At 64.8% G+C, this 16563-nt stretch carries 17 protein-coding genes; 3 read left to right on the top strand and 14 right to left on the bottom strand.

From position 1 onward, the window contains the following. Nucleotide 1 precedes the first annotated feature (1 nt). Nucleotides 2-652, bottom strand: coding sequence for a translation initiation factor IF-3 (gene infC / locus HK108_RS14885; protein ID WP_229664191.1), 651 nt, complete (start codon nt 650-652; stop codon nt 2-4). Between the two features lie 278 nt (nt 653-930). Here infC and HK108_RS14880 point away from each other — a divergent pair, with 278 nt between their 5' ends. Beyond that, on the top strand, nt 931-1302 hold the full coding sequence (locus HK108_RS14880) for a DUF1844 domain-containing protein (protein WP_039206663.1): 372 nt from the start codon (nt 931-933) through the stop codon (nt 1300-1302). A 110-nt stretch (nt 1303-1412) separates the two neighbouring features. Here HK108_RS14880 and HK108_RS14875 read toward each other — a convergent pair whose 3' ends face one another. Next, a complete protein-coding gene (locus tag HK108_RS14875) occupies nt 1413-2123 on the bottom strand; it encodes a TetR/AcrR family transcriptional regulator (RefSeq protein WP_181272082.1) in 711 nt (236 codons plus the stop codon). A 135-nt stretch (nt 2124-2258) separates the two neighbouring features. On the opposite strand from HK108_RS14875, the gene HK108_RS14870 reads away from it, so the two are divergent. Further along, a complete protein-coding gene (locus HK108_RS14870) occupies nt 2259-3239 on the top strand; it encodes an NmrA family NAD(P)-binding protein (protein WP_181272081.1) in 981 nt (326 codons plus the stop codon). A 99-nt stretch (nt 3240-3338) separates the two neighbouring features. Here the strand turns inward: HK108_RS14870 and HK108_RS14865 are convergent, their stop codons facing one another. From HK108_RS14865 to HK108_RS14820, 10 genes are all read right to left on the bottom strand, one after another. Further along, nucleotides 3339-3713 (bottom strand): VOC family protein, encoded by a 375-nt coding sequence (locus HK108_RS14865; protein WP_139908373.1) that lies wholly within the window; start codon nt 3711-3713, stop codon nt 3339-3341. 13 nt (nt 3714-3726) lie between these two features. Beyond that, nucleotides 3727-5373: an AbgT family transporter gene (locus HK108_RS14860; RefSeq protein WP_181272080.1), complete on the bottom strand. Its 1647-nt coding sequence runs from the start codon at nt 5371-5373 to the stop codon at nt 3727-3729. Between the two features lie 49 nt (nt 5374-5422). Beyond that, nucleotides 5423-6769, bottom strand: a complete 1347-nt coding sequence (locus tag HK108_RS14855; RefSeq protein WP_181272079.1) for a M20 family metallopeptidase — start codon at nt 6767-6769, stop codon at nt 5423-5425. Nucleotides 6770-6815: 46 nt separating this feature from the next. Beyond that, nucleotides 6816-7670, bottom strand: a complete 855-nt coding sequence (locus tag HK108_RS14850; RefSeq protein WP_181272078.1) for an SseB family protein — start codon at nt 7668-7670, stop codon at nt 6816-6818. Between the two features lie 4 nt (nt 7671-7674). Further along, nucleotides 7675-8412, bottom strand: a complete 738-nt coding sequence (gene priA, locus HK108_RS14845) for a bifunctional 1-(5-phosphoribosyl)-5-((5-phosphoribosylamino)methylideneamino)imidazole-4-carboxamide isomerase/phosphoribosylanthranilate isomerase PriA (RefSeq protein WP_181272077.1) — start codon at nt 8410-8412, stop codon at nt 7675-7677. Between the two features lie 58 nt (nt 8413-8470). Then, entirely contained in the window at nt 8471-9154 is a 684-nt protein-coding gene (hisH, locus tag HK108_RS14840) for an imidazole glycerol phosphate synthase subunit HisH (protein ID WP_181272076.1), read from the bottom strand. Beyond that, nucleotides 9151-9753: a hypothetical protein gene (locus HK108_RS14835; protein WP_139470129.1), complete on the bottom strand. Its 603-nt coding sequence runs from the start codon at nt 9751-9753 to the stop codon at nt 9151-9153. Before HK108_RS14835 ends, hisH begins: the two co-directional genes overlap by 4 nt. Next, the gene (gene hisB / locus HK108_RS14830; RefSeq protein WP_062244078.1) at nt 9750-10346 is read right to left on the bottom strand and encodes an imidazoleglycerol-phosphate dehydratase HisB; all 597 of its coding nucleotides are present in this window, start codon (nt 10344-10346) and stop codon (nt 9750-9752) included. The genes HK108_RS14835 and hisB overlap by 4 nt, the downstream gene beginning before the upstream one ends. Next, nucleotides 10343-11521: a histidinol-phosphate transaminase gene (locus tag HK108_RS14825; protein WP_229664190.1), complete on the bottom strand. Its 1179-nt coding sequence runs from the start codon at nt 11519-11521 to the stop codon at nt 10343-10345. Before HK108_RS14825 ends, hisB begins: the two co-directional genes overlap by 4 nt. A 138-nt stretch (nt 11522-11659) precedes the next feature. Further along, entirely contained in the window at nt 11660-11998 is a 339-nt protein-coding gene (locus HK108_RS14820) for a LysM peptidoglycan-binding domain-containing protein (protein ID WP_181272074.1), read from the bottom strand. 234 nt (nt 11999-12232) lie between these two features. Between HK108_RS14820 and lexA the strand changes: the two genes are divergently transcribed. After that, entirely contained in the window at nt 12233-12988 is a 756-nt protein-coding gene (gene lexA, locus HK108_RS14815) for a transcriptional repressor LexA (RefSeq protein ID WP_092012603.1), read from the top strand. Between the two features lie 66 nt (nt 12989-13054). Here the strand turns inward: lexA and HK108_RS14810 are convergent, their stop codons facing one another. Both HK108_RS14810 and hflX read right to left on the bottom strand, forming a co-directional pair. After that, on the bottom strand, nt 13055-15025 hold the full coding sequence (locus tag HK108_RS14810) for an ATP-dependent DNA helicase (protein WP_181272073.1): 1971 nt from the start codon (nt 15023-15025) through the stop codon (nt 13055-13057). Continuing rightward, nucleotides 15022-16494, bottom strand: coding sequence for a GTPase HflX (hflX, locus tag HK108_RS14805; RefSeq protein ID WP_181272072.1), 1473 nt, complete (start codon nt 16492-16494; stop codon nt 15022-15024). Before hflX ends, HK108_RS14810 begins: the two co-directional genes overlap by 4 nt. Nucleotides 16495-16563 lie beyond the last annotated feature (69 nt).

Below are 16563 nucleotides of genomic sequence, written 5' to 3'. Positions count from 1 at the left end.
CTCACGCGTCCGGGCGAGCTGCGTTCTTCTCTGCAGCGACCCGATCGCGACGGGACTTCACCTCAGCGGACTTGCCCTTGGCATCTGCCGATGCCTTCCGGGCCTCCGCCTTGGCGTCAGACTTTGACTTGTGCGGGGCGATGACCATCACCATGTTGCGTCCGTCGACTCGCGGTGAGGATTCGACGGAGCCAAGATCGGACACATCTTCGGCCAAGCGGTTGAGCAGCTTGATGCCCATCTCGGGACGGGACTGCTCACGTCCGCGGAACATGATCATGACCTTGACCTTGTCGCCGCCTTCGAGGAAGCGGGTGACGTGGCCCTTCTTCGTCTCGTAATCGTGTTCGTCGATCTTGAGACGGAAGCGGATCTCCTTCAGCGCAGTGTTCGCCTGGTTCTTCCGGGCTTCTCTGGCTTTCTGGGCAGATTCATATTTGAATTTTCCGTAGTCCATGAGCTTGGCTACGGGTGGCTTCGCCTGTGGTGCTACCTCGACGAGGTCGAGGCCGGCTTCACCGGCGAGATCGAGTGCCTTGCGAATGGCAACGATACCGACCTGTTCACCATTGGGTCCGACCAACCGGACCTCGGGAACCCGAATCCGGTCATTGATGCGCGTCTCGCTGATGTGTTCACTCCTTTTGCTCAAATGTGGTCGTGACAACGAAAAAGGCTCCCGTTGACACATGCCAAGGGAGCCTGCACACACGAGCAGTACGGTAGACGTACGTTCAGTGAATACACCTCGATCTGGACCCGATCAGACTATACCTGACGGACAGATCTTTGGACCCGATCGCTCTTCGCGATCAAGGTGGGAGACAGACTCCGCTTCGCACCAGCTACCAGTGTACTACGCTTCATGACTCTTCGCACATCGAGGCCCTGGTGTGATCGCCGCATTGATTTATATGTCAAGCTTATGGCATGAGTTCTGAAGAATCTGTTCCCGCCGAGGCGATCGCCGACGTTACGCGCGACATCGCCGAGGTCCCCGCCGTCGAGGTCATCACCTCCAGCGCCGTCCACCTCATGTCCGCTGCCGCCGTCAAGTGCGGCCTGGCCGAGGACACCGCCGAAGGTCGCGGCGCCGACCTCCAGGACCTCGATGAGGCCCGCAAGCTCATCACCGCACTGGCCGGCTTCGTCACCGGTGCGGCCACCGTGATCGGCGACCACCACGCCCGCCCGCTGCGCGATGGTCTGCGCAGCCTGCAGCTGGCCTTCCGCGAGGCTTCGGAATACCCCGACGCCCCCGGCGAAGGCCCCGGAGAGAAGTTCACCGGCCCCGTCCGCTGACACTCCCCCGCCGACCACTCACGCAACGGCCCTCGATCATCGATCGGGGGCCGTTGTCATATCCTCATTCGCCGAGGCGGCCGTGTCCTAGCCCGCAGATGATCACCGATTCACGCGCCGAGGCGGCCGATCACCTCGGACATGAGATCGTCTTCGACGTCGTCGAATCCCGGCCCGAATTGGCCGAACCGCAGACCGTTGATCAGCCCGATCACAGCAACCCAGATCGTGATGGTCTCCAAAATCACGTGATCGTCATAGTCGAGACCGAGCTCCGCAAGCCCGTCCCGCAGAGGCTGCAGCGCGGCCTCCATCCCTCGCCGCTCTTTGCCGCCCTGCAAACTCTTCGCCGCCGACCCTCTCGGCTTCGCGTCCCCCTCAGTCGCCGCCTCGGCGTCGTCCCGAATTTCCGCGACCAGTTCCGCGAGCGTCACCATGATTCGAGTCCCCGGCACAACGGTCTCCTCACGCGGAGCCTCATAGTCGGCGATCGGCGTGCCGTAGATCAGCGCCCACCGACTCGGATGTCTCCTCGACCATTCGAGCATCGCCAGGGCCAGCGTCTCGACACTGCGGTGACCGTCCAGCGCCTCATCGACAGCATCGGCGATCTCTGTGAAGGCATCGCGGATGAGGATCGTCAGCAGTTCATCACGACTCTTCACGTACCGATACACCGCACTGGAGACTACTCCGAGCTCACGGGCGATCGCTCGCAGCGACAGCCCGTCGACGCCCTCGTCATCGATCATGCGATTGCCGATGGCCGTGATCTGCGCTTCCGTTTCGATGCGGGCGCGCTGCCGCGGGGTCTCAGTCATGGCTTCACCTTACGATCCGAGAGCAATGATGACAACAGTGAGCACTGCTCTTGAATTGTCGGCTGCCGAGCCTTACGCTGATTCGAGAGAGCACCGCTCTCGTTTAATCATCGGAGGCATCGGAAGGGATCCGTCATGAAAACAGCACTCGTCATCGGCAATGGTCAGATCGGTCCGGAGATCGCGACTCAGCTCATCGCATCAGGCACAGATGTCCGCATCGCCACCCGCTCCGGCAGAGGTTCGTCCAGCGCCTCGGGCGGAGCGACCAACACCACCGCCCCATCGGAAACGTCGTCAACGTCTGGCACGACGACAGTCAGCGCTCCAACTCACCTCAAGGCCGATGCGAGTGATCGCGCCCAGCTGGCCGAGGCCGCTCAGGGAGTCGATGCGATCTTCGCCTGCGCACACGCTCCCTATGACAGTCGGAAATGGGAGCAGGTCCTCCCCCGCCTCGACGCAGCGATCCTCGACACCGCCGCAGACCTCGGCATCCCCGTCGTCTTCCCGGAGTCGGTCTACGCCTTCGCCGGACTCGATGCCCCAATCACCGAAACCTCACCGTTCGCTCCGGTGGAGGACAAGGGACGAATCCGGCAGCGACTCATCGAAGCCCGTGACTCTCATCCCGCAACGAGCGCAAGCGTCATCGCCGGGGACCTGCTCGGCAGAACCGCGGAAAAGTGGTCGTCGGTCGTGCGGATGTGCATCACCGAACCCGTTTCCGCCGGGCGTAGGGCCATGGTGCCGGCACGGACTGATGTCCCGCACGGAATCACCGTCATCGCCGATCACGCGGCTGCCATGATCCAGGCGGCTGAGGATCTCAAGCGCGTCCCCGCGGGGACGCATCAGCTGCGGATCGCACCGGCATCAAATCCGACACTGGCCGAGATCGCCGACTTCACCGCGGACACTCTTGGGCAGAAGCACAAGCGTCCGCTCTCAGTCCCACGCTGGGCGACCCGTGCCATCGGTGCTTTCGAACGCTCCTTCTATGAGCTCAACCAGTTGGCACCGATCTGGTACGAACCCTGCGTCATCGCCTCCAGCGATTTGGCCGAAACAGTTGGCACAACCGACTGGCGCGAAGGCGTACGGCAGATGCTCTGAGGAATAACGGTCGCGAACGTCCTCTGACCGCGGAAGTTCGACAGTGATCCGCAGAACTGCATGGTCGTTTCATGTTTCTGTCACCGATTGGGTTAGGACTCAGTCATGGAAGTCGTTCGGCTCTGCTGGGATGCGCTTCGCCATGAGACAGAACTTGTTGCCGTCCGGATCCGCGAGAACATGCCAGCTTCCGGACGGCACGACATCAGTCTTCGTGGCACCCAAAGCCATAAGTCTTTCGAGTTCGTCCGCCTGGCTGCGGTCAGTCGGACAGAGGTCGAGATGCAGATTGTTGTCCCCAAACGAATCGCTCGAACGCTCGAAGAGAATAGTCGGTGCATTCGACGCCCCGGAGATCGCGACACCGGTTTCGTCTGTGGCCGTCACCTCGTAGCCCAGTGCTTCGCACCAGAATCGGCTCAGCCGAGCCGGGTCCGGGGTTTTGACGATAAGATCGCTGATTCGACTCACCATCGGCAATCGAACCTCACAGTCGGATCCCGTTGCCCGGGCCCAACGGCAGGTCGAAGACGAACCAGATGCCCAGCAGCACGGCCCAGGCCAGCCAGAACGGGATGACGAACGGGAACATCCGAGAGATGACTGTGCCCAACCCGGCGTTCGGCTCATACCGGCGAACGAGGCCGAGCAGCACGATCATGTACGGGTTGAGCGGAGTGATGACCTGAGTGGCCGAGTCTCCGACGCGGAAACCGGCCTGGATGAACGCCGGTTCGTAGCCGAGCAGGGCGAAGAGCGGGACGAACACGGCGGCCATGAGCGTCCACATCGACGATCCGGACACGATGAATAGGTTGAGCACGCTGGCCAGGAGCATGAAGCCGATGACCGCGGCGAACCCGGTCAGCCCGATCGCCTCGAGCCCCGACGCCCCTGCGACGGCGATCCACGAACCGATTCCCGTCCAATTGAACAGGGCGATGAACTGGCCGAGGATGAACGCGAGAATGAGGAACGACATCATGTCGATGATCGATTGGCTCATCATCTTCACGAGGTCGTTCATCGACCTCACGGTGTGCACGACGATGCCGTAGACGACGCCCATGAGCATGAAGTAGGCGAAGACGATGAACACGATCGACGACAGCAGCGGGGACTCCGGGAGGAATCCGCCGTCCTCGTTCCGCCAGGGAGACGATGGAAGTAGGAACGCGAAGAGGAAGACTGCGGTGAGGACGAGACCCGAGACGACCGCCCAGATCAGCCCCTTCTTCTCCTCGGGTTCGAGTTCGGCCTTGATCTCGGTGGACGACTCTGCGTCCGAGGATTCAGAGGATCCATCCGAAGTCGCCGAGGCATCTCCGTAGGGGCTGTCGGGCGCCTGGTATTCGCGGGCCAGCCCGCTCGCCGAGGCATTCGCGTATTCGCGGGGCACTCCCTTGCGCACCATGTTCGGTTCGATGAGCCGGTCGATGATGAATCCGGCGATGATCGCGAGCACGATCGACGAGGCGATGTTGAAGTAGTAGTTCGATACCGGGTTGACCGCGGTGTAGTCGGTGTTCGGCAGGGTCTCCATCACCGAGGTGGTGATCCCGGCGAACAGAGCGTCGAGGCTCGTAGGGACGATCGAGGTCGAATAGCCGGCACCCGTGGCGGCGAACCCGCCGATGAGCCCGGCCATCGGATGCCGTCCTGCCGCTTTGAACACGAGCGCAGCCAAAGGCGGGATGATGACGAACGCCGAGTCGGCCATGATCGACCCGACCACCCCGACGAAGCCGACGGCATAGGGCAGCAGCCACTTCGGGCTCTTGCCGAAGGCAATGCGCACGGCCGCGGCGAGCATTCCCGACTTCTCGGCTACACCGACGGCCAGCAGAATCGGCAGCACCGTCGCCAAGGGCGGGAACCCGATGTAGTTGTCGCCCATCGTCGTGGTCAGCCACGACAGACCCTCCCCGGTGAACAGGCCCTTGATCGCGATGGTCTCGTCGCCGCCGGGAATAGCCACGGTGACATCGGCCATGGCCATCGCCGTGGAGACGAGGCCGGTGATGATGAAGAGCCCGAGGAACAGTGTGAACGGTTCGGGCAGCTTGTTTCCGATGCGTTCGATCCAGTCCAGCGTGCGCTGGCCGAAACCGACTTTCCCATCTGTCGTCGACATGAGCGGTCCTTCTCTTCGATGGATCAGGTCTGGGTGCGGCGGGACGATCTCAGTCGAAGAAGTGCTCGACGTCGATGGCTCCCCCGTCGCGGGTGAACTCTTCGGTCACCTCGGCGGCGAGAGCATCGTCGACGAGGAAGTCCAGTGCGGTGCACGCAAGACCGTAAGCTGCGTCGAGTGCCGCAATTTCGGCGGCCGGGGTCTGCGCTGCCTCGGCGAATTCACGAGTGTGCAAGGCCACCTCGGCGTCGGCGGTCTTGATCAGCGGATGGATGCCGGGAATCCGGTAGGAGACATTGCCGAAGTCCGTGGACGCAGCGATCGATTCGTCGAGCACTCCGGAGGGAAGCGGTTGGCGACCGCGCGCCTGTTCGTGTTCGGCCCAACGGGCGGTCAGGGTCGAATTCGTGCGCACGGGCAGCGACGGCGGATGTTCGTCCCAGTCGACAGTGACGCCGGTGCCGGTCATGAGCGCGGCGCCCTTCGCCGCCTCCTCGACCCGGTCGGAGAGCTCTTTGAGCGTCTCAGGGAACTTCGAACGGACGTAGCACTGCACGGTGGCGGTTTCGGTGATGATCGACGGTCTCGTTCCGCCGTCGGTGATGACCGCGTGCAGACGGGAGATCGGCGGCATCTGCTGCCGCATCAGGCCAAGTCCCTGATAGAAGAGGTTCGCCGCGTCGAGGGCGTTGCGCCCCATGAACGGCTGCGCCGAGGCGTGGGCGGCGACCCCCGAATACGTGACCTTGAGCAGGCGGCGTCCCAGCCACACCTGGTCGGCGCAGTCGTAGCCGTAGCCGTGGACCATGATGGCTGCGTCGATTCCGTTGAAGGCACCGGCCCGGGCCATGACCTCTTTGCCCGAATGACCTTCTTCCGCTGGGGTACCCAACAGCACGACGGTGCCCGGCACGGCGTCGGGGTCTTTCTCGTATAAGGCATGGAGGGCCAGGAACGCACCGACTCCGGCGGTGGCGATGATGTTGTGCCCGCACGCATGCCCGATCTCGGGCAGGGCATCGTATTCGGCGAGGATCGCGATCGTGCGACCGTGGCCGGATCCCGTCGTCGCCCGCAGTGTGGTCTTCACACCGTAGAGGCCGGTCTCGACGTCGACTCCGTGATTCTCCAACACCGAGGCGATCGCGGCGACCGAATCGAACTCTTCGAAGGCCGTCTCGGCGAGATCATGGATGGTGTGGAGCAGGCCCGTGAGGTCGCCCTCCGCGGCGTCCAGTCCCGCAGCGATGCCGGACCGGCTCGTCACCGGGGCACCGGTGAAGTCAGAGACCCACTCGGCGGCCTGCTCGGCCCGAGCCCGGGTCTGTCTGGCCATCTCGTCGAGGTAGCTGTCGTCCGGTGCGGTCGAGTGGCCGAGGTCACGGATTTCGCTCATGGGTCACAAGCATAGGTGCCCTGCCGATCTGACACGCCCGGAACGGTCAGACTTCGACGAGGCGGATGGCCAGAGAGTCGATCTTCGCGACGAGGTCCTCGTCACCGGCGACAGTTTCCTGGAACCGGCGCACTTCCTCCGGCGGCACATCGGAGTCGACACCGAGTGTGATGCCGAGCTCCGGACCACCGAGGTGGACGCTGTTGCTGCCGGGGCTCACACCGATCCGAGCCAGCCACGGGAAGGACTCGGCAATGGCACGCAGACGCTCGGCCACCTCGGCGTCGGCCCAGGACGGAGTCCAAGGCTCGGACTGCACGAACGCGAACATGGCCGGGCGGCGCAGCAGGAACGAGGACTCGGCCCCCGGATCGAGGACGACGAGCTGGGACTCGGCCTCGATCGCCCCGAGGACGAGCCGTTCGGACTCGATCGGCACGGGACGGGCGCCGGAATGCCACGCCGTCAACGGTGGGATTCCGGAGAATCCCGGGGTGCACTCGCGGCCGTCCTCGGCTTGGAGGCGGACCATCGCCATCTCCGAGGAGTTGTCGGCCATGAGCCCGTTGTCTCCGACCTCCTGATCGACGACCATCGGCACGATCGGGGCATAGAGCCTGGCCCCGGACAGTGCCGCGACGACCTGCTGGTGGGCGGCCGGATCCAGGGGTGCATGCGCGACCTGGGTCAGGGCCTCCAACAGGGCCGCATCCGCCAGCCCGGTGTCACCGGAGAACGGGCTGGGTTTGAGATCCCGGCCCTCCCACGCCTGTCCGGCGGAATCCGTCGGGGCGAGGGTCTCGCCTGCCTGGGCGGCAGGCGCCGCGGACCGGGGCTCGTCCGGCCCATGCGGCTGGCCCGACTCGTGAGGGTGGCCCGGATCGTGCGAGTGCGTGCTCACAGACTCACCGTCCTGCGACGTCGAGGGCTTCTTCCAGAGTGAACTTGCCGGCGTAGAGTGCCTTGCCCACGATCGCCGAGTCGACGCCGAAGGGCACGAGCTCACGGAGGGCACGCAGATCGTCGAGGCTCGAGACTCCGCCGGAGGCGACGATCGGAGAGTCCGTCTTCTGCGCGAGATCCTCGAGCAGGTCGACATTGGGGCCCTGCAGGGTGCCGTCCTTGCGCACATCGGTGACGACGTAGCGGGAGCAGCCGGCGGCTTCGAGGGTGGCGAGGACTTCGTACAGGTCGCCGCCGTCCTTCGTCCAGCCGCGGGCGGCCAGGGTGGTTCCGCGCACGTCGAGGCCGATGGCGACCTGGTCGCCGAAGCGCGAGATCATCTCGGCCGTCCACTCGGGGTTCTCCAGGGCGGCGGTGCCGATGTTGACGCGCTCGGCTCCCGTGTCGAGTGCACGTTCGAGGCTTTCGGTGTCACGGATGCCACCGGAGAGTTCGACCTTGATCCCCACGGCCTTGACGACCTGGTTGAGCAGATCCGAGTTCGATCCGCGTCCGAAGGCGGCATCGAGGTCGACGAGGTGGATCCATTCGGCGCCGCGGCTCTCGAAGTCCTGAGCGGCGTCGATGGGTGAACCGTAGTCGGTTTCGGTTCCGGCTTCGCCCTGGACGAGGCGGACGGCCTTGCCGTCGGCGACGTCGACGGCGGGGAGGAGGACCAGCTTGTTCGAACTGTCTGTCATTGTGACCTTTCTGCCAGGGTGCCACGGGGTTTGAGGCAACCATAGTCGGTGTGCTCGGTCAGGAGCTGAGTGAGTCTCTGGGGTTGGTGCCTGAGCTGTCGGTGCTGCCCGAACCGCTGCCCGGGCTGCTGTCGGCGGCGAACGAGGCGAGCCAATTGCGCAGGAGCTTGGCGCCCGCCTCGGCGGACTTCTCGGGATGGAACTGTGCCGCCCAGGTGGTTCCGTCTTCGACAGCGGCGATGAAGTCATTGCCGTGGCGGGCGGTCGTCACCGTCGCGTTCGCCGGCGGCTCGGTCGCGGCGTAGGAGTGGACGAAGTAGAAGCGTTCGTCCCCGATGCCATCGAACATGGCCGAGTCCGCGGGAGCGTTGACCTTCGACCATCCCATATGCGGGATGACCGGTGCCTCGAGGCCGGTGACGGCTCCGGGCCACAGACCGATGCCCTCAGTCTTGACTCCGTGTTCGACACCGCGGGCGAAGAACACCTGGAGGCCGACGCAGATGCCGAGCAGCGGTCGCCCTTGTTCGTGGCGTGCCCGGATGAGGTCGACTCCCCCGACGTTCTCCAGTCCGGCCATCACGGCCGAAAATGCGCCGACGCCGGGAACCAGCAGTCCGTCGGAGTCGTTGATGACATCGTGATCGGCCGTCAGCGTGACCTCGACGCCGGCTGCGGCGACCGCACGAACGGCGGAGCGGACGTTTCCGGCACCGTAGTCGAGGACGGCGACAGTCGTCATCGCTTCGCCCCCTTGCTCAGCACCGACCAGATCCTCCACAGGGAGAACCCGAGGACGATGGCACCGAGTGCGGCGACGACCCAGGCGATGGTGTTCCCACCCAGGGCCAGGGCGATACCGAAGGCCATGACGAGTCCGGCGAGGACGGCGGCGATGATCCACAGCAGAGCGGTACGTGCCATGGCGGCCCGGCCAGGGCTCATCGTGGCCGCACTGGCCTGCAGCTTCGTCATCGACGAGGTCGGGATATTGCCTTCGACGTCCTCTGCGGCAACGGTTTCGAGCAGGAGACCTTCGAGCACATCGGGCAGGTTCTTCAGCGCCAGCCCGGCCGGCACATCGGATTCTCGGGCGCCGTGGCGGAAGTGGCCGGCGTCGATCTGCTCTTCGCTGCGCACGAGGAGGAGGACCTCATGTTTGCCCGCGAGCTTCGAAATCGCTGCGGCCGCCTCGTTGCCGGCTTTGACATCCGTGTCGGCGAGCACGATTCCGCTGAACTCGCCGATCGGCACGATGGTGCCTGAGATGTTCGACAGCACGCACGCGGCGGCCAGCTGTTGGGCGACCCCGAACGGGGTCACGATGACGGTCGTGCTCACAGGACTCCCTTGGTGCTGGGAACGGAGTTGCTGCGCGGATCGGTTTCGACGGCTTCGCGCAGCGCGCGGGCGAAGGCCTTGAACTCGGCTTCGACGATGTGGTGCGGGTCGCGACCGCGGACAAGGTCGAGGTGGACGGTCAGTCCGCCGTTGAAGGCGATCGATTCCAGCGAGTGGGAGGTCATCGAACCGGTGAAGTGACCGCCGATGAGGTGGTACTGCTGGCCTTCGGGTTCGCCTTCGTGGACGAAGTAGGGGCGACCGGAGACGTCGACGACGCACTGGGCCAAGGCCTCGTCCAGCGGCACGGCGGCGAAGCCGTAGCGGCGGATGCCGACCTTGTCGCCGAGTGCTTCGCGCAGGGTCTGGCCGAGCACGATCGAGGTGTCTTCGACGGTGTGGTGGACGTCGATGTGCGTGTCGCCGGTGGCGGTGATGTCGAGGTCGATCATCGAATGCTTCGACAGGGCGGTGAGCATATGGTCGAAGAACGGCACGCTCGTCGAGATGTTCGAAGTTCCGGTGCCGTCGAGGTTGACGGACACGGACACCGTGGACTCGGACGTGGTGCGTGAGTTCTGGGCCTGCCTCATGGAGTGCCTTTCGTCGGGGCGGCTGATGACGGGGTCGGGGACTGCGGACGGTCCGCGAGGACGTCCGGTGATTCGGCGAGGATGTCGTCGATGGCGGTCAGGAACGCTTCGGTCTCTGCCTCGGTGCCGGCGTTGACGCGGGCGTGGCCGGTGATGCCGATATCGCGGATGAGCACTCCACGGTCGAGGAGCTTCTGCCACAGATCGGCCGGTGAGGCGATGTTGCCGAAGAGGACGAAGTTCGAATCGCTGTCGTGGACGGTGAAGCCCGCCTCGGCGAGGTGGCTGGACATCCGGTTACGCGAGTCGATGAGTCGGTCGACATTGCCCAGCAGCAGCTCAGCATGTTCGAGAGCCGTGCAAGCAAGCACCTGAGTGACCTCGGACAAGTGGTAGGGCAGGCGGACGAGGCGGAGGACGTCGATGAGCTCGGGCGCGGCGATGGCGTAGCCCAAGCGCAGGCCGGCACAGGCGAAGGCCTTGCTCATGGTGCGGGAGACGACAAGGCGGGGCCGGCCTTCCAGCAGAGTCATCGCCGAGGACTTGGCGGGGCGGGAGAATTCCGCATACGCCTCGTCGACGATGACTATCCCTGCGCAGTTGTCGTAGGCGGCTTCGATGACGTCGAGGCCGATCGATGTGCCGGTCGGATTGTTGGGGGTGCACAGGAAGACGATGTCCGGATTCGCACGGGCCACCTCGGCGGCGACCGTCTCGGCATCGAGGGTGAAGTCGTCCTTGCGTTCGACGTGCTGCCATTCGGCACCCGTGCCCGTGGTGATGAGCGGGTGCATCGAGTACGAGGGGGTGAACCCTAAGACAGTGCGGCCCGGACCACCGAAGGCCTGGACGATATGGCTGAGCACTTCGTTCGAGCCGTTGGCGGCCCAGATCATGGAGGGATCGAGGTCGACGGAGTCTCCGGCACGTTCGTTCACACCGTCCAGATAGGTGACGAGGTGTTCGCGCAGTGCGGTGAATTCGCGATCGGGATATCGATTGAGTCCGGCGAAGTGATCGTCGACGGCGGCGCGCATGCTCTCGACGACGACGTCCGGAAGCGGATAGGCGTTCTCGTTGACGTTGAGCTGGACCGGCACATTGAGGTGCGGAGCCCCGTACGGCTTGAGGCCGACGAGGTCTGAACGCACTGGCAGAGAGTCGATGTTTCCCACGGCGATCATTCTACCGAGAGGCCCCCGGCGCCCGGGCGGCGGGTCGGGCATCGAGATCGGCCGGTCGGCTCACCCGATCGAACGGGTCAGCGCGCTGCCGGTCGGGCCGGCGTCCTGCCGGTCGAGCAGGGTTCGACCTCAGCGGACGGGGACGTCGAGGGTCTGGCCGGGGTGAACCGTCGGGGTGTCCAGGTGGTTGAGCTCGACGATATCGGCAACGACATCGCGGGTGTCGCGGTCGATGCCGAGATTCGAAGCCACGGTCCACAGCGATTCGCCCTCACCGACAACGACCGCCTCGGCGTCGATGCCGATACTCTCCGTCTCCGATTCGGCGACAGCAGCGGCCGAGAACGACTGGGTGGCGAGGAGGACCGCCCCGCCGATGACGACGAGAGCGACGAGCAGGGTCCGGAGAAGGCGCACAGCCTGGCGTCCACGAGGGGTCAGGTGCAGCTCGGTGTTCTGTGCAGACATCGCATTACCTCTTTCATTCGTACGATTCCACCAGCAATCGGTAGAACGTCTGTTCTATTCAACATGCCAATCGAACAAATGTCCAGTCCAACTCGAACATCTATGCCACAATGAGAGGGAACCAGCGTTGTTGATTGATCTGTCAGAACCATCTCAGTCGGCACTGACACGAGAATTTCCGAAGCGGAGATCACGGCGTTCAGCGGCAGGGAATAGAACGAAGGGGAACGAGCAATGGTTCAGAACAAACGAGGCAGAGGCAGGCCTCGCAACGAAGATGTTGCCAGCGAGATCGCTGCCGCTCGCACCGATGACGACGTCGTCCAGATCCCCGAGGGGTCATCCGGTGAGGGCGACTTCCGCCTCACTCCCCGTCAGCGTCTCGTGCTTGAGACCATCGAACGCGCGGTCGTGACCAACGGCTACCCGCCGAGCATGCGCGAGATCGGCAAGGCCGCCGGACTGGCCTCCCTCTCCAGCGTCGCCCACCAGCTCTCCCAGCTCGAACGCCTCGGATATGTCCGCCGCGACCCGAAGCGCCCGCGTGCGATCGAAGTGGTCAATCCGTTCGAAGAGGAAGAGGCCGAGCGCGCGAAGTACGAGGAGCTCGCCAACAACACCGTGCAGGTGCCCGTCGTCGGACGCATCGCCGCCGGCGGCCCGATCCTTGCCGAGCAGGAAGTCGACGATGTCTTCTCCCTGCCGACCCAGGTCGTCGGCTCCGGTGAGATGTTCCTGCTCAAGGTCGTCGGCGATTCGATGATCGAAGCCGCCATCTGCCACGACGACTGGGTGGTCGTACGCAAGCAGCACACCGCTGACAACGGTCAGATCGTCGCCGCCCTGCTCGACGGCGAGGCCACGGTGAAGACCCTCAAACGCAAGGCCGGTCAACAGTGGCTGATGCCGCAGAACGAGAACTACGAACCCATCGACGGCACCTACGCGCAGATCATGGGCCTCGTCGTCGCCGTCATCCGCCGCCTCTGATCTTCCGTCGGCTCTCCGCAGTCTGAACACAAAGGCCCGCGACCGGTTCGGTCGCGGGCCTTTGCATCATCCTTCGTCGGTTTCGGCCAGCCGTGCCAGGCTCTTGCGGACGAGGCCGGAATTCGTCGTCGGCCACATCTTCGGCATCGAATTGACGAGGAACCCGGCATACCGGGCCGAACGCAGCCGCGAGTCGAGCACGGCCACCACTCCCCTGTCCTTGGTCGACCGGATGAGTCGTCCGGCACCCTGAGCCAGGCGCAGGGCAGCATGCGTGGCCGACACCGCCATGAATCCGTTGACTCCCCGCTGGTCGGCATCGCGTGCCCGCGCCTGCATGAGCGGGTCGTCCGGACGGGGGAACGGCAGACGGTCGATGATGACCAGGCGGTTCGTCCGTCCCGGCACATCGACTCCCTGCCACAGTGACATGGTTCCGAACAGGCAGGACTGATCATCGGCGGTGAATTGGGAGACCAGCGCCGGCAGGCCGTCGTCGCCTTGGAGCAGGATCGGGAAATCGAACTTCTCCCGCAGATGTTCGGCCGCCGCATTGGCCGCCGCCCGGGAGGAGAACAGGCCCAATGCTCCGCCGTTCGAGGATTCGACGAGTTCCTCGAGTTCGGTCAGCGCCTCCTCGCTCAGTCCGCTGCGTCCGGGTTTGGGCAGGTGGGAGGCGACATAGAGGATTCCCTGTTTGCCGTAGTCGAAGGGTGATCCGACATCGAGGCTGTCCCATTTCGGGGCGTCGGGTCCGAAGAGTCCCAAAGACGCTGCCACCGCGTCGAAGTTGCCACCGAGGGACAGGGTCGCCGAGGTGGCCACGACCGTGGATTCTTCGAAGATGCCGTTGCGCATGGTGCCGGCCACGCTCAATGGCGCGACGACAAGGTTCGTCGTCTCCTTCTCGCGGAAGGTCGAGCGTGAGAGCCAGATGACGTCGTTCTTGCCCGGGTCGCAGAAGCGTTCGGCGAGTTCGAAGATCTCCTGGCAGCGCGCCTTGGCCATCTGTCGTCCCGCGTCGGCGTCCTCGGTCTTGCCGCCGATGTCGTTGATGATCTGGCGGGCGGAGTCGCGGATCTGCGCGAGAGCCAGTCCGAGCGCCTCGCTCATGTGGAGGATGAGGCCCTCGGGCACCGAGGTCTGCGCACGTTCGAGTGCCGCCGCGGCGGAGTCGAGCAGAGACACGACACCGTCCTGGACGGTGGTGTGTTTGCGTACGGAACTCGTCGCGGCCGAGAGCATGCTCGTATTGATCTGCCCGGACAGCGCGCTGGTCACCCGGTCCTTGAGCTCGTGAGCCTCGTCGATGATGATGACATCGTGTTCGGGCAGCACGTTCGATTCCCCGAAGGCGTCGATGGCCAGCAGGGCATGGTTGGTGACGACGATGTCCGCCTCGGCGGCCTTGTTCCGGGCGAGCTCGGCGAAGCATTCGGTGAACAGCGGACAGTTCGAACCGAGACAGTCGAAGGCGTTGACCGACACCTGTGACCAGGCACGATCGCTGACGCCGGGTAGGAGATCGTCGCGGTCGCCGGTGTCAGTGGTCTTCTCCCAGGTGCGGATCCGCTGGATCTCCTCCCCCAGCCCGGAGCGTTCGGTGGGTTTGCGTCCCGCCTCGGCGTCGGCACCGAGGTCGAAGAGCATGCCCTCGCCCTCGTCGGGGTACCCGCCGGCGAGCTTGTGCTTGCATACATAGTTCCGGCGCCCCTTGAGCAGTGCCGCCCGGGGCAGCGGATCGAGGTCCTTCTTCACGGCCTTGAACAGCCGGGGCAGGTCGCGGTGGATGATCTGCGTCTGCAGGGCCAGGGTCGCCGTTGAAACGACGACCTTCCCGCCGGTGCGGGTGACGTACTCGGCCGCCGGCACCAGGTAGGCCAAAGATTTGCCGGTGCCGGTTCCCGCCTGCACGAGCAGATGGATTCCCTTGTCCAGCGACGAGGCGACCGCCTGCGCCATCTCCTGCTGACCCTCGCGTGGCGATCCGCCGATGGCGCCGACAGCGGATTCGAGGAGGGTGTCGACAGCCTTCACTCGTCGATGACCAGGTCCGGACGTTGGAATTCGCGCAGTTCGTCGACGAGCTCGGTCGGCACCTTGGCCTGCAGGCTGGTGCCCTCCGTGCCGTGCGACTCGTGTTCGACCGTACCGAGGGCGTAGATCTTCGACACGAGGTCACCGCGTTCATAGGGAACGAGCACGGTCATGTCGATGTCCGGGACGGGAAGGCGGTCCTCGATGGCCTCGATAAGGTCGTCGATCCCTTCCTTCGAGACGGCGGAGACGAACTGGGCGTCGGGATACTCCGCGCGCAGGCCGGTGATCACGGCCTCCTCGGCGATATCTGCCTTGTTGAACACGAGGAGTTCGGGGATATCCCCGGTCTCGACATCTTTGAGGACGTCGCGCACGGCCTGGATCTGTCCGTGCGGATCCGGGTGGGAGGCATCGACGACGTGGAGGAGCAGATCCGAGCCGGCGGCTTCCTCCAGGGTCGAGCGGAAGGCCTCGACGAGCTGGTGGGGCAGGTTGCGGACGAACCCGACGGTGTCCGTGTAGGTGAAGACGAGGCCGTCGGCGGTCTTGGCCTGCCGGACGGTCGGATCGAGGGTGGCGAACAGGGCGTTCTGCACCATCACCTCGGCGTCGGTGAGCAGGTTGAGCAGGGAGGACTTGCCCGCATTCGTGTAGCCGACGATCGCGACGGAGGGTACGTGGTGGCGGGCGCGGTTCTTCCGCTTGGTCTCGCGGGAGGGCGCCATGGCGTTGATCTCGCGGCGCAGCTTCGACATGCGCGTACGGATGCGGCGACGGTCAAGTTCGATCTTCGTCTCACCGGGTCCGCGGGAGCCGATTCCGGCACCGCCGGCGACACGGCCGCCGGCCTGACGGGACAGGGACTCACCCCAACCGCGCAGTCGCGGCAGGAGGTATTCGAGTTGGGCGAGTTCGACCTGGGCCTTGCCTTCGCGGGATTTCGCGTGCTGGGCGAAGATGTCGAGGATGAGCGCGACGCGGTCGACGACCTTGACCTTGATGACGTCCTCGAGTCCGCGCCTCTGGCTGGGGGCGAGTTCGGAGTCGATGATCACGGTGTCGGCGCCGACGGAGGCGACGACCTCGGCGAGTTCGGCAGCCTTGCCTTTGCCGAGGTAGGTGCCCGGGTCCGGCTTGTCGCGACGCTGGATGAGCGCGTCGAGGACTTCGGAACCGGCGGTTTCGGCGAGTGCGGCGAGTTCGCGGATCGAGTTCTCGGCTTCGGCCTGGGTGGTGTTCCAGATGCCGGCGAGGACGACGCGTTCGAGGCGGACCTGACGGTATTCGACCTCGGTGATGTCTTCGAGCTCGGTGGAGAGTCCGGCGACGCGGGTGAGGGCGGCGCGCTCGGCGAGGTCGAACTGGTCATCGCCCTGGGTGGTGTCGTGATCATCGAGGGCTTGGGCGCCTCGGGAGAGCACACGATCGAGCATCGCGTTGCGACGCTCCTTGTCTTCAGACGTCATTCATTCCTTTGTTCTCTGCCGCCCGCACGGAACTTCTCGTGCGGACGTCGTCATGCTTGCCACCGGTCC

Origin of the sequence: Brevibacterium sediminis, assembly GCF_013623905.1 — a bacterium.
Lineage (GTDB): Bacteria > Actinomycetota > Actinomycetes > Actinomycetales > Brevibacteriaceae > Brevibacterium > Brevibacterium sediminis.
The sequence above is the reverse complement of the archived record's forward strand: the minus strand, read 5'-3'. Positions and strand labels throughout refer to the sequence as shown.

Coding starts and splice junctions, on each gene's coding strand:
- HK108_RS14880 (WP_039206663.1), top strand. CDS start 931: ATGAGTTCTGAAGAATCTGTTCCCGCCGAGGCGATCGCCGACGTTACG.
- HK108_RS14875 (WP_181272082.1), bottom strand. CDS start 2,123: ATGACTGAGACCCCGCGGCAGCGCGCCCGCATCGAAACGGAAGCGCAG.
- HK108_RS14870 (WP_181272081.1), top strand. CDS start 2,259: ATGAAAACAGCACTCGTCATCGGCAATGGTCAGATCGGTCCGGAGATC.
- HK108_RS14865 (WP_139908373.1), bottom strand. CDS start 3,713: ATGGTGAGTCGAATCAGCGATCTTATCGTCAAAACCCCGGACCCGGCT.
- HK108_RS14860 (WP_181272080.1), bottom strand. CDS start 5,373: ATGTCGACGACAGATGGGAAAGTCGGTTTCGGCCAGCGCACGCTGGAC.
- HK108_RS14855 (WP_181272079.1), bottom strand. CDS start 6,769: ATGAGCGAAATCCGTGACCTCGGCCACTCGACCGCACCGGACGACAGC.
- priA (WP_181272077.1), bottom strand. CDS start 8,412: ATGACAGACAGTTCGAACAAGCTGGTCCTCCTCCCCGCCGTCGACGTC.
- hisH (WP_181272076.1), bottom strand. CDS start 9,154: ATGACGACTGTCGCCGTCCTCGACTACGGTGCCGGAAACGTCCGCTCC.
- hisB (WP_062244078.1), bottom strand. CDS start 10,346: ATGAGGCAGGCCCAGAACTCACGCACCACGTCCGAGTCCACGGTGTCC.
- HK108_RS14820 (WP_181272074.1), bottom strand. CDS start 11,998: ATGTCTGCACAGAACACCGAGCTGCACCTGACCCCTCGTGGACGCCAG.
- lexA (WP_092012603.1), top strand. CDS start 12,233: ATGGTTCAGAACAAACGAGGCAGAGGCAGGCCTCGCAACGAAGATGTT.
- hflX (WP_181272072.1), bottom strand. CDS start 16,494: ATGACGTCTGAAGACAAGGAGCGTCGCAACGCGATGCTCGATCGTGTG.